This is a genomic window from Microbacterium sp. LTA6 (genome assembly GCF_045690355.1).
Classification (GTDB): Bacteria; Actinomycetota; Actinomycetes; order Actinomycetales; family Microbacteriaceae; genus Microbacterium.
In genome coordinates this window covers 1,362,125-1,374,411 of record NZ_CP147855.1, presented here as the reverse complement: position 1 = coordinate 1,374,411, position 12,287 = coordinate 1,362,125, and the positions used below count along the sequence as shown (strand labels likewise).

General features: G+C 68.5%; 13 protein-coding genes. 1 reads left to right on the top strand and 12 read right to left on the bottom strand.

Translation table 11 applies throughout. From position 1 onward, the window contains the following. Window positions 1–110: 110 nt before the first annotated feature. Both LTA6_RS06465 and LTA6_RS06460 read right to left on the bottom strand, forming a co-directional pair. The gene (locus tag LTA6_RS06465; protein ID WP_341976725.1) at window positions 111–1,193 is read right to left on the bottom strand and encodes a winged helix DNA-binding domain-containing protein; all 1,083 of its coding nucleotides are present in this window, start codon (window positions 1,191–1,193) and stop codon (window positions 111–113) included. A 2-nt stretch (window positions 1,194–1,195) separates the two neighbouring features. Next, window positions 1,196–2,464, bottom strand: coding sequence for an epoxide hydrolase family protein (locus tag LTA6_RS06460; RefSeq protein ID WP_407358973.1), 1,269 nt, complete (start codon window positions 2,462–2,464; stop codon window positions 1,196–1,198). A gap of 61 nt (window positions 2,465–2,525) precedes the next feature. Here LTA6_RS06460 and LTA6_RS06455 point away from each other — a divergent pair, with 61 nt between their 5' ends. Further along, a complete protein-coding gene (locus LTA6_RS06455) occupies window positions 2,526–3,485 on the top strand; it encodes a helix-turn-helix transcriptional regulator (protein ID WP_407358972.1) in 960 nt (319 codons plus the stop codon). 20 nt (window positions 3,486–3,505) lie between these two features. Here the strand turns inward: LTA6_RS06455 and LTA6_RS06450 are convergent, their stop codons facing one another. The 10 genes from LTA6_RS06450 to LTA6_RS06405 form a co-directional block, all read right to left on the bottom strand. Beyond that, on the bottom strand, window positions 3,506–4,333 hold the full coding sequence (locus tag LTA6_RS06450; RefSeq protein WP_363549870.1) for a CPBP family intramembrane glutamic endopeptidase: 828 nt from the start codon (window positions 4,331–4,333) through the stop codon (window positions 3,506–3,508). A 245-nt stretch (window positions 4,334–4,578) separates the two neighbouring features. Then, window positions 4,579–5,031, bottom strand: a complete 453-nt coding sequence (rplI, locus tag LTA6_RS06445; protein WP_341976721.1) for a 50S ribosomal protein L9 — start codon at window positions 5,029–5,031, stop codon at window positions 4,579–4,581. An 11-nt stretch (window positions 5,032–5,042) separates the two neighbouring features. Continuing rightward, on the bottom strand, window positions 5,043–5,297 hold the full coding sequence (rpsR, locus tag LTA6_RS06440; RefSeq protein ID WP_102193582.1) for a 30S ribosomal protein S18: 255 nt from the start codon (window positions 5,295–5,297) through the stop codon (window positions 5,043–5,045). A 46-nt stretch (window positions 5,298–5,343) separates the two neighbouring features. After that, window positions 5,344–5,859, bottom strand: a complete 516-nt coding sequence (locus LTA6_RS06435; protein WP_341976720.1) for a single-stranded DNA-binding protein — start codon at window positions 5,857–5,859, stop codon at window positions 5,344–5,346. Window positions 5,860–5,864: 5 nt separating this feature from the next. Further along, the gene (rpsF, locus tag LTA6_RS06430) at window positions 5,865–6,233 is read right to left on the bottom strand and encodes a 30S ribosomal protein S6 (RefSeq protein ID WP_102193584.1); all 369 of its coding nucleotides are present in this window, start codon (window positions 6,231–6,233) and stop codon (window positions 5,865–5,867) included. A 157-nt stretch (window positions 6,234–6,390) separates the two neighbouring features. Continuing rightward, window positions 6,391–7,827: a DUF6716 putative glycosyltransferase gene (locus LTA6_RS06425; protein WP_407358971.1), complete on the bottom strand. Its 1,437-nt coding sequence runs from the start codon at window positions 7,825–7,827 to the stop codon at window positions 6,391–6,393. Then, entirely contained in the window at window positions 7,824–8,696 is an 873-nt protein-coding gene (locus LTA6_RS06420; RefSeq protein WP_407358970.1) for an N-acetylneuraminate synthase family protein, read from the bottom strand. Before LTA6_RS06420 ends, LTA6_RS06425 begins: the two co-directional genes overlap by 4 nt. Window positions 8,697–8,764: 68 nt before the next feature. Then, entirely contained in the window at window positions 8,765–9,925 is a 1,161-nt protein-coding gene (locus LTA6_RS06415) for a cytidylyltransferase domain-containing protein (protein ID WP_407358969.1), read from the bottom strand. Next, entirely contained in the window at window positions 9,922–11,271 is a 1,350-nt protein-coding gene (locus LTA6_RS06410) for a polysialyltransferase family glycosyltransferase (RefSeq protein WP_407358968.1), read from the bottom strand. The genes LTA6_RS06415 and LTA6_RS06410 overlap by 4 nt, the downstream gene beginning before the upstream one ends. After that, window positions 11,268–12,242 carry a glycosyltransferase family 2 protein gene (locus LTA6_RS06405; RefSeq protein ID WP_407358967.1) on the bottom strand — a complete coding sequence of 325 codons (975 nt, stop codon included), beginning with the start codon at window positions 12,240–12,242 and terminating at the stop codon, window positions 11,268–11,270. The genes LTA6_RS06410 and LTA6_RS06405 overlap by 4 nt, the downstream gene beginning before the upstream one ends. Between the last annotated feature and the right edge of the window lie 45 nt (window positions 12,243–12,287).

Here is a 12,287-nt window from a genome sequence, read left to right as displayed (position 1 = left end):
GGCGTGGGCGATCGAGCCACCCGGCGCAGCACTCCTGAGGTTGCCGTCTGGGGCGGTTTCTGTGTTCTCGCGTGGGCGATCCTCAGCGTCTTCGCATCCCGGACGCTCGATCAACTCCCCAGAAACTCGACCCTCGCCACCCCGAGGAACGTGGCGAGCACCTTTCCCTCCGTGACCAACTCCCCCGCAGCGGCGTCGTCGAGTGCCGTGAACGGAGCGATGCGCAAGGCATCTCCGTCGAGACTCCAGGTGCCGCGGAAGAGACCGTCCAGAAGGAACGTGCCGGCGCGTGCTCCGTTGCCGGGCGGCAACGGCACGCGGCGGGACGTGTCGATGATCCGCCGTCGATCCCGATGCGAGAAGAGGACGTTGTCGTACTCGGAGAGGAACCGCGGCGGCACCGGGATGTCCGCATCCGGCCGCGGCGCGTCGGGGAGGTCGTACAGCGCGTCTCCATGCTCCGAGGTGAACACCCGCAGCTGCGGCGCCAGGCGATCGAGAACCTCGCGCAGCCCGGTCAGTCCCGACCACGCCTGCACGTCACCAACACTGGCGGGTCCGAAGGCACCGATGTACCGCAGCACGACATCGTCGATCGACGGCGCGGGGACGAGGGGCCTTCCAATCCAGGCGTCCATCAGGGCGAGTCGTGCCGCGCCCTGCGGTTGCCCCCACACACCCCTCGGTGTCGGCTGGACCGTCGGCAGCAGATAACTGACGGCATACGCCATGGCATCGGCATCCAGCTCCGGCCACCGCTCCAGGAAGAGCCGGCGCAATTCGACCCGCGATCGTGGCCCCTGCGCCAGCAGTTCGCGACCGAGCTCCACGACCTTCCGTTCGTCGTCGTGCGTGAGCTGACTGCTGAATCCGCCCTTGAACCCGCGGGCGATCGCCGGTTCCACCAGCGGCCGCAGCTGCAGCGCATCGTCGGCCGTCACCAGATGCACCGTGCCGCGCATCAGGGTCGCGCGGACGAGAGAGCGCTCCTCGAGCGCATCCGCGAGCGCACGAGGCGCGAAGTCGCCGAGCCGTGTCCACAGTCCGACATAGGGAGCCAGCGGCGCTTGCCCCTGCATGCCGACGAGCAGGTGGACCGCATCGGTCACGGACTGGTCACCCCGCTCGATCAACAACTGCCGGGAGAGCAGCGCCCTGTTCAGCGCCCGGTCGCTGAGAATGTGCTCCGGCATGATCAGCGGTGCTCGCCGAAGAAGCGGCGAAGATCCGTGACGAGGACTTCGGGTGCTTCCATCGCCGGGAAGTGGCCGGCGATATCGTGCTCGGTCCAGGACTCGAATGCGGATGCCGGATCGACGACGGGGCGGACCGAGAAGTCGGCGGCGAAGACCGAGACCGCAGCCGGGGGCATCGCCGGGGCCTCCCAGCCGCCGGAGTCGCCTCCCTGCCAACCGCCGGAGTCCCCCGTCTCCCAGTCGCCGGAGTCGCTCTCATCAGAAGCTGCCGCGCCCCCGGTGGTGCCGGCCGTCATGGCTGCGAACCTGCGGTACACCTGCATCCCCTCGTAGAGCGCATGCGCAGACGACCAGCCGCCCTCCGTGAACCAGTACAGGCTGACGGTCGTCAGCAGGCGGTCGATGTCGACGGCATCCTCGGGCAGGGCGGCCGTCGGATCGCTCCACTCCTTGAACTTCTCCACGATCCACGCCAGCTGGGCGACGGGCGAATCGTTGAGACCGTAGGCGATGGTCTGCGGGCGGGTGGCCTGGATGTGCAGGTAGCCCGCGCCGTCTTCACGGAAGGTGTTGAACCGCTCCGCGCGTTCCCGATCAGCCTCGTCGAGGCCCTCGACCGGGATCGCCGGGCCCAGCGGGAACGGGCTCGGGCCATTGACGTGCGTGGCGATGATCCGTCCTGGTGCCACCATCGGCAGCATCCCCACGATGCCCGATCCGACATCGGTGCCCTGCGCGAGGAATCGGTCGTAGCCGAGTCTCGTCATCACCTCGGCCATGGCGCCGGCGACACGGAACAGATCTCCCCACCCCGCACCTGCCAGCGGCGAGAACCCGAAACCGGGCAGTGACGGGATGACAACGTGCACGGCATCCTCTTCTCGCCCACCGTGCGCGACCGGGTCGGTGAGCGGTCCGATCACGTCGAGGAACTCGACGAACGAGCTCGGCCAGCCGTGCAGAAGCAGCAGCGGCCGTGCCCCTGGCACCGCGGAGCGCACGTGCATGAAGTGGATCGTCTGGCCGTCCACGTCGGTGGTGAAGTGAGGCAGCTCGTTCAATTGCGCCTCCTGAGCTCTCCAGTCGAACCGGTCGCGCCAGTACTCGGCGAGCGGGCGGAGGTAGCTGACCGGAACGCCGCGCTCCCACGCGGTCTCATCGAGGTCGCGCGGCCACCGGGCCTGCGAGATCCGATCACGCAGATCGTCGAGGACGCTGTCGGAGATGTCGATGCGGAAGGGCTGGATGCTGCTCGATGTGTTTGTCATGATGCAAAAGTAGAAGCAGATGCGGAAGGTTCACTTCCGCAATCTAAAAGAAACTGGAACCATGTTGAGAACCTCCGAGCGCCTGCTGCAGCTGCTGTCCCTCCTGCAGGTCAGACCGTACTGGCCAGGGCACGAGCTCGCCGAGCGCTTCGAGGTGACCACACGGACGATCCGCACCGATATCGAGCGTCTGCGCGAGCTGGGCTACCCCATCCAGAGCACCCCAGGCGTCGCGGGCGGGTACCGGCTCGGCGCGGGAGCCGCCCTGCCCCCTCTGCTCCTCGACGATGAGGAGGCGATCGCGGTGGCTGTGGGTCTGAGCACCGCCGCAGACGGGTCGATCGCCGATCTCGAGGAAGCGTCCGTCCGCGCCCTCGCGAAGCTGCACCAGGTACTGCCGTCGCACCTCCGCCATCGCATCCGCACCATGCAGTCGACGATGGTCGCCGTGCCGTTCCATGGACCCTCGGTCGGCTCCGACTTGCTCCTCACCCTGGCGACCGCGTGCCGGGATGCGGTGCAGCTCAGGTTCGACTACCGATCGCACTCCGACTCGGCGTCGCGCCGCATCGTCGAACCGTACCGACTCGCTCTGCGCGCCGGACGCTGGTATCTGCTCGCCTTCGATCTCGAGCGCGACGATTGGCGCACCTTCCGCGTCGACCGGCTCTCCCCCCGTCTTCCCACGGGCCGGCGATTCACCCCTCGCGAGCTGCCGCCAGAAGGCCCGGCCGACCACGTCGACCGCGGCGTGGCCTCGGCGCCGTGGGAGTACCGTGCGCGCATCGTGATCCTCGCACCCCTGTCTGTCGTCGCCGAACGCCTGCCCTCGTCGGCGGGTCGTCTGACGCAGCGGGATGACGAGAGCTGTGTGCTGGAAAGCGGCTCAGACGACCCGGCCGCACTGCTGCGTCACCTCAGCATGCTCGACCTCGACTTCTCGGTCGCCGACACACCAGCGCTTGCCGCCGAAGCCCGCCGGCTCGCCGATCGTCTGTCGCGCGCCTCCGGTCGAGAGTGACGGCCCCGGAGATCAGGACGTCATCGCGTCTCGAACTGAGGCTCACCCTCTCGTCCGTGTTCTGCTTGCCCCACGCGACCACGGATGAAGAAGAGCAACACGACACCGACCACGATGACGGCGATGTTGCCCAAACCGGCGATGCCGGTGAGCGTCCCGCCGGCTGGGAACAATGTCTGCAGGAAGATCGACGGGTCGGTCATGGCGTGCAGCAGGATCGGCCAGATCAGGTTGCCGGTGACCCGCAACGTCAGATACATGCACAGCCCGAACGCGAACGTGTAGACGAGCTGCAGCAGGGTCACGAACACCGATTGCCCGTTCAACAGGTTGCCGGCGTGCATCGCGGCGAAGAGCGCTGCCGACACCAGAGCGACCACGATCTCTGTATAGCCGTGCTTGCGCATCAGCTTCACGACGAACCCGCGGGTGAGCAGTTCTTCGGCAATGCCGATGAAGAGACCGGCCACAAGCCAGGCGACCACGATGCCGACGCCGGCCTTGCCGTAGTCGATCGTCGCGAAACGCAGCACGTTGAACAGGATGACGACCGCGACCGCGATCCACATCCAACGGCGCCCCGCGATCGGCTGCGGACCGAAGAGTTCTCGCAACCACCCCAGGGACCAACCGAACGCCAGGAGGATCACCGCGCCGAGCGCGATGGGCAATCCGGTGCCGACGAGCACTTGCAGCGCCGGATCACGGGTCGAGGTGAGAAGCGGAAGGAACAGCAGCGACCCGAGCTGATACAGCACGAAATACGCCCCGACGGCGAGCAGCGAACGCCACCAGCCGCCGCGCTCCCAGAAACGTCGCCATCCCGAGGGGGTCATCTGCTCTGCCACGACTGGCCTCCGTCTCCTTGTTCGCCGCTTGCTGATCAGCCGCCACGAGAGCGTCTGCGCGGCGAAGTGCGACGATTTCGTCTGGAACCACGGTAGTGGCAGAAGCGCCGATGCGAGGTCGATTCCGCATCCGCGCAGGCCCAGTCCGATGCGTTTCAGACCTCGCACCGCGGCGCACCTCGGACGCCACGAACGACGAATGCCCCCGTCCCGAAGGACAGGGGCATTCGTACGGGTATCGCGCCTTACTTGGCGGCGACGACCTGCAGCGTGATGACTGCGGTCACGTCGTCGTGCAGACGAACCGTGGCCTCGTGCTCACCGGTCACCTTGATCGGCGACGTGATGTGCACCTTGCGCTTGTCGATCGCACCGAGGCCCGCGGCTGCGACTGCATCCGCGATGTGCTCGGTCTTGACGGAACCGAAGAGACGGCCTTCGCCGCCCGCCTTGACGGCGAGGCGAACCTTGGTGCCCTCCAGAGCGTTCTTCAGCGCCACAGCGTCGTCACGGTCGTGAATCGCGCGTGCCTGACGCGCGGCCTGGATCGATGCGACCTGCTTTTCGCCACCACGGGTCCACGCCGTAGCGAAGCCCTGGGGGATGAGGTAGTTACGGGCGAACCCGTTCTTGACCTCGACCACGTCACCGGCGCTACCGAGCCCGGCGACCTCGTTCTTGAGAATCAGCTTTGCCATGTCCCTACCCCTCAGCGTCCGGCGCCGGCGTAAGGCAGGAGTGCCATTTCGCGTGCGTTCTTGACCGCCGTGGCGATCAGACGCTGCTCCTGCACCGAGACACCGGTGATACGACGGGCACGGATCTTGCCGCGCTCCGAGACGAACTTGCGAAGGGTTGCGACGTCCTTGTAATCAATGACGCCAACCCGGATGGACTTCGCGGGAGCGGTGGGCTTGCCACCCTTCCGCGGCTTGCGGCGGTCGCCGCTCGACTTTCCAGCCATAGTTATTCCTTATTGATGAGCGGATGCCGAGGCATCCGGAATCCTGTTAAAACGGGGTGTCGTCGCCGAAGCTGCCCGGAGTGCTCCAGGCATCTGCGCTGGTCGAAGAACCGGGCGTCGACCACGGCTCCTCCGACACCTGCTGCTGCGCGGGACGAGACTGTCCACCGCCACCGCCACCGCCGGCACCGCCGGTCGAGGCCGCACGGGTGACCTGCGCCGTTGCGTATCGCAGCGAGGGGCCGATCTCGTCGACCTCCAGCTCGATCGCGGTGCGCTGGTTGCCCTCGCGGTCCTGGTAGGAGCGCTGACGGAGGCGACCCTGCGCGATGACGCGCATGCCCTTCGTCAGCGAACCCGCCACGTGCTCCGCGAACTCGCGCCAGACGGATGCGCGGAGGAACAGCGCGTCGCCGTCCTTCCACTCATTCGCGGCACGGTCGAAGTTGCGCGGCGTCGATGCGATGGTGAAGTTCGCCACCGGCAGCCCGTTCTGCGTGTACCGCAGCTCGGGGTCGGCCGTGAGGTTTCCCACAACGGTGATGACGGTTTCGCCGGCCATGAGACTTAGGCCTTCGCAGCCTTGGCAGCCTTGCGGGCAGCCTTCTCGTCGGAGCGCTTCGCCTCTGCGATGACCATCGCCTGAGCCTCTTCAGACCGCAGCACCTTGGTGCGCATGATCTGCTCGTTCAGCTTCAGCTGACGGTCGAGCTCCTGCGTGGCCTCGCTGGTCGCGGTGAAGTTGACGACGGCGTAGATGCCCTCGTTCTTCTTCTGGATCTCGTATGCAAGACGGCGCTTGCCCCAGATGTCGACCTTGTCAATCGAGCCACCATCGTTGGTGATGACCTTCAGGAACTTGTCGAGCGTAGGGGCTACCTGGCGCTCGTCGATCTCGGGGGTCAGAATGACCATGAGTTCGTACTGGTGCGTCACTTACCCACCTCCTTCGGACTAGAACGGCTTCCGGGAATTTCCCGAAAGCAGGAGGGTGTGTGAACGTGTCGGCCGTTTTCCGGAGATCCCGGAATCGAGCAGACAACCTTGGCAGTCTAGCGGAGATCCGGGCGTGTCGCGAACGCTGCGCCCGTGGTCAGCGGCGGATCGGATCGCGGTGCGGGGTCGGCTCGAGGGTGTAGTCGGTCCCGGCATCCGCCCAGGTGTCCTCTGCGGCACGCCCGCGGGCCTGCCGCAGCGCGACGATGCCGCGCACCAGCGGACTGCCGATTCCGAGCGCGACGCGTCCGGCGAGCGTGCGGTCCTCGGCACCGAGCACGCTCGCGCGGTGCCAGGCGGCGTGCAGCGCACCACCGCGCCCGATGGGCACGGGCCTGGCGCGCAGTCCGCCCTCGCGACGCAGCACGACCAGCTGCTCGACCTGCTCCCACCAGGTCGATTCCGCAGCCCGGTGGAAGTAGTTGTCGCGCAACCACTGAGGATGCGGATGCCGGAACCGGCGACCGATGACCTCCTCCGCACCGCCCAGAAGTCCGCTGCCGACGAAGACCGTGTTCAGCAGCGGCTTGCTCACACCGAACATGTCGAGCGCGATCACCGGGACGTCGCGCGCGATCGCCTCGACGATCGCGGTGGAGCTGACCGTGACCAGTCCTTCTGCGCTCTCCAGGGCGGTCGCCATCGGCTGGTGGGAGAACACCAGATTCGCGGGTCGCATGCCGAGCAGATCCGCATAGGCGTCGCGCTCGAGGTGCGTCTCGGCCTCACCCGGCCGCGAGCGCAGCTTCACGACCACGCGTCGGGTCGGATCGGCCTCAGCCGCCTGGCGCAGCACCTGGGCGAGGGCCGCCCGGTCGTGCCGTTCGGCCGGCACCAGGGCCTGCGCGGCGAACACGAGGTCCGTACCGAGCACCCGAGGCGCGGGGCGATCGGCGAGAGCGACCGCCCCCGCCGAGAAGGCGCGCGTGCTGCCGTGGCCGACGGCGCCGCTCGCCGTGCGGTGACCCGCTGATCCGGCGTGCGTCGAGCCATCCGCCCGCGCGATCCCCGCCGAATCCGGCCGCGCGAACGGCAGCGTGGCCAGTGCCGTCGGCGTCACCACACCGATCCGGCGCCCGAGCTCGGCGAACGCTCGCTCCTCCCGATGCGAGTGCAGCACGAGGAGGTCACTCTCGCGGCGGTACTCGAGGGCTCCGCGCTGCGCCGGGATCGACATCCCCGGCAGCCCGCTGACGACCACCGGGCGACGTCGCATCCGGTCGATGCGCCGCGCCACGAGCCGCACGAACGGCCCGCGCCCTGCCAGCACGACGACGTCAGGACGGTGCCCTCCTAGCCAGCCGTCGAGCTCGTCGAATCCGATGCGCGTCACGCCCGCTTCGCCGAAGGAGGTGCCGGCGAGCGCCGCCCGTTGCTGCGACGGGCTCACGGTCAGCGGCGTGCGCACGATCAGCAGGTGACGACGGATGCCAGGCACCGTGTCGAGCAGCGACGCCGACCATTTCACGAACGAGTCGGCGTCGGCGATCGCGACGACCCGCAGCGGATCCCGGAACGAGGCGGAGGCGGTCATGCCGGAACGCGACGCAGCTTCGCCATCGGAGCCTGCTCGCCGGGGAAGACCCGCTTCACGCCGTCACCGAGAGCGGTCTCGATGACGCGGATGTCACGCACCAGATGGGCGAGACCGGCCGGCTCCAGCGACGCGGCATGATCCGAACCCCACATGGTGCGGTCGAGGGTGATGTGCCGCTCGACGGCCACGGCGCCGAGCGCAGCGGCCGCAAGGGAGATCTGCAGCCCGCGCTCGTGCCCGGAGTATCCGACGGGTACGCCGGGGTAGCGGTCGCGAAGCGTGCTGATGACCCGCAGGTTCGCCTCCTCCGGCTCCATCGGATACGTCGAGGTGGCATGCATGAGCACGACCCGATCGGTGCCGAGGGTGTCCAGCGCCCGGTCGATCTGCTCGATCGTCGACATGCCGGTGGAGAGGATGATCGGCTTGCCGGTCGCGCGGAGCGTCTCGAGCAGCTCGATGTCGGTGAGGCTGGCCGAGGCGACCTTGTGCGCCACGACGTTGAGGTCTTCCAGGAATGCCACGCTGGGCACGTCCCACGGGGAGGCGAACCAGTCCAGGCCCTGCAGGGTGGCGTGGTCGCCGATCTCGACGTACTCGTCGCGGCCGAACTCCACGCGGCGGCGGTAGTCGAGGTAGGTCATGGTGCCCCAGGGCGTCTCGCGCGGCACGTTGCGCATGTGCTCGGGCGTCGAGATCTCCGGAGTGCGCTTCTGGAACTTCACCGCATCGGCACCCGCGCGCGCTGCGACGTCGATGAGTTGCTTGGCGATGTCCACGTCGCCGTTGTGGTTCAGGCCGATCTCCGCGATGACGTATGCGGGACGGCCCCCTCCGATCACACGCGATCCGATTGTGACGGTCATGTCGTCCTCCAGTCGTAGCCTTAGCTTCCTGGGTACGCGCCGGGGGTGAACATCGCGCGAATCGCGGGTTACCGGGGTCGGTCGACCTGCAGAACGCGCTCGATCAGCTCGCGGACGGCACCCTGTCCGCCGGCGGCGCTGAGCACCACGCGCGCTTCGGATCGCACCAGCGGATGCGCGTTCGCAACGGCCACCGGCCAGCCCACCGACCGCATCGCGGCCAGGTCGTTGACGTCGTTGCCGAGGTACGCGATGTCCGAGAGCGCGATGCCGTTCTCGGCGGCCCAGTCGGCCAGCGCCGCCTGCTTGTCATCGATGCCGTGCAGCACCGGTACGCGCAGCTTGTCAGCGCGGGCGCGCACGACGGGGTTCGTCTCGGTGGAGAGGATGAGCATCGGGATGCCGGCACGCCGCAGCAGCGAGACTCCCATGCCGTCCTCCCGGCTCACGCGCACGAACTCGCGGCCGTCGCTGTCGATGAGGGCGGTGTCGTCGGTGTGCACGCCGTCGAAGTCGGTCACGACGGCCCGCACGTCGATCGCCTCGGTCTCGATCACGAGACCGGCCACGGCGGATGCCACGGCGAGGTGCTGAGCATCGTCGATCTCGACCGCCGTCCACTCCGGCATTTCGATGATCCCGATCCTGCCGAAGAAACGATGCCCCGCGCGGCGGAACCCCTCGGTGCCGAAGGCGTAGAAGGCTCCGGTCTCGAGGTAGTGCGGTTCGCGGTCCTGGCGCCGCGGGCGGTGCGCGGCGTCATGGTTGACGGCGACAGCGGTGCCGTCCTCGCCGCGCGCCCACAGGAACCCGTAGGTCTCATGCGCCGAGAAGACGCTGTCGTAGCTTCCGGAGCGCACCTGCTCGATGGCCTCGTCGATCCCCTCGCTCGGGATAAACGGCGAGGTGGCCTGCACGAAGACGACGATGTCGACCGGTATCCCCTCGCGCTCCAGCTCGTCGAGGGCATGCAGCACTGCACTCTCCGACGACGCCGTATCTCCGGAGAGCTCGGGCGGGCGCCGGACGACGTGCGCACCGGCGGCAGCGCTCACCGCGGCGATCTCATCGTCGTCGGTGGTGACGACGACGATGTCCACCCCCTCGGCAGCGGCAGCAGCACGCACGGCGCGCACGATCAGCGGAACGCCGCCGACCCTGCTGAGGTTCTTCCGCGGGACCTGCTTGGATCCGCCTCGTGCGGGAATGATCGCTGCCACTCGGATCATCGGCCACGCACCACCTTCCATGCTCGTGCGGCGCGCGTCCGCGCTCCGGCGATCGTCAATCGAAGTTCCTCGGCGCGGCCGACGCCACCGGTGGACCGCAGCGCCCGGCGGACGATCCCCTCCTGCGGTGCGCCGGGCAGGCGCAGCTCGATGAGGCGCTCCGGGGAGAAGTACCGGGCCCGCTCGGCGGCGTTCAGAGACCCGAGCAGTTCCTCCGCACGCGGCCGCAGATGCGCGGCGATGACCGGCTGCATGGCATAGCCGACGGCATCGATGAGCAGCTGCAGCCGCTCGGGGTCACGGTACGGGGATCCTGGCCGGGTCAGCGCATCCACGATCGTCGCCGGTACTCGATTGCTGTTCTCGTACGGTGTCAGCCGCCGCAGCACGGTCGCCGTTCCCGCCGCGGCGATCGGGCGGCCGGAGAGCGCCTGCACGGTGGGCAGCGCCGTCGAGAAGCCGGCGACCACGCCGACGGCCTCCAATCGGTCGGCGACGAGCTCGGCCGATTCCGGTCCGTCGTACACGGCGAACTCCATGTCGTGGCTGCGCGCTTGCTCGCGCAGTGCCTCGACGACCTGCGGCGGGGCGGCCGGGTGCGGCTTGAAGACGATGCGCCCCGGTGCCCACTGCGCCGCGTGGTCGACCATCGCCTGCTGCATCGCGATCTCCTCGGCGGGGGCGACGAGGCCGAGAGCGGCGAGGTACTGGCCGAGCACGAGCGCCGTCGGCGTGCCATCGGCGAGAGCATCAAGGTCGGGGTCGGATGCCGCCGTCTCGGCGAGCACGGCACCGAACCGGCTCGGCGGCACCGGCACTCGTGCCGCGCCGGTCTCAGTGAACACGAGCGGCTCGACACCCGGCACGACATCGGCGTAGACGACCCGTCCGATGCGCTCGACGACCGTGCGCAGCAGCGCGACGCGGATCGGCGAATAGGTCATCAACCCATCGCCGATGATGGTCAGTCGCGCGTCAGGGAACAGCGACAGCAGGGTGCGCGCCGGCGCGACCTGCGGGCTCTGCACGCACAGCTCCAGATCGTCGTCGAGTTCCCAGGCGCGGGTGAGCAGGCGCCGCAGCACGACCAGGTCACCGTCGGAGGGGTCCCAGGAACTCGGATGCAGCGGCGTGAGCAGCGCGTCCAGCGACTCGACCCGATCGAACCGGGCGCGCAGCGTGACGAGGTTCGGGAGCTCATCGATGCCGTGCGTCGTCTCCGGTACGCGGGCGGAGTTGAAGGGCACCAGGATGCGCGGGCCGCCGGCGTCGAAGACACCCTCGTCGATGGCCGCGGCGGCGGTGGCCAGGCCATAGGCGCTGTGCAGGGCGAAGAGCTGCGTCATGCTGCCCGCCCCGCTCCCCGGAGCGACCGTGCGAGAACTCTTCGCCGCGCTCCGGAGAAGTCATCGAGAACCGCGGCGACCTCGGCGGCGGGCAGCCGACGGAGCAGCTCGCGGATGCCACCGCGCATCTCCGCACGAAGCCGAGGCGTCATCTGCCGGGAGCGGACGAGGTGATGCGAGCTCAGCGCGAGCGCCGTCCAGACCGCTTTGGGCAGGAAGCGCTGCGCCTCGGCATCCTGTTCCACGATGTCGATCACCTGGCTGAGCGAGCGGGCGAAATCGAGTTGACGACGATCGTGGACGCGGGTGAGTGAGGTCGAGACGCCGCGGCGATAGAGGAGTGCGGGTGCGTCGACCACGGCGAAGGTATCGGCGTTCAGGTGCAGGCGCCAGATCCACGGCCGGTCCTCGGCGGTGAACAGCCCATCCGGGAATGCGGCGAGGCCGCGATCGATGAGGCTCCGGTGGAAGATCCCTGCCCAGGCGTACGGGTAGTCGACCATCGTCGTGTCGTCGGCGGGGAGGATCGCCTCGCGCGGCGATGCCACCACACCGCGCCAGGCGAACGGAGCGCGCACGAGCGTGCGCTCGGTGCCGGTCACGCGCACGTGGTCGGTGCGCACGAAATCGCAGTCCAGCGCGCGCAGCCGATCGGCGAGCACCTGCAGGCGACGCGGCTGCATCCAGTCATCCCCGTCGACGAAGCAGAAGGCCTCGCCCTCGACGTGCGCCAGCCCTTGGTTTCGGGCGGTCGCGAGACCGACCGGGCGAGGATTGACGAGCACCTCCGCGTGCGCGAAGCGCTCCGCGTAGCGACGCATCTGCGCTCCGGTGTCGTCGCTCGATCCGTCGTCGATCGCGACGAGCTTCAGCGCGGCCGAATCATCGAACTGCCGCAGCAGCGTCTCCAGCGTCGTGCCGATGAACGCTCCGGCGTCCTTCGCGGGAAGGATGACGGTGACGGATGGCATGCGCACAGAACTCCCCGGGGCTGGACGGTATCCGGCATGGTGGCA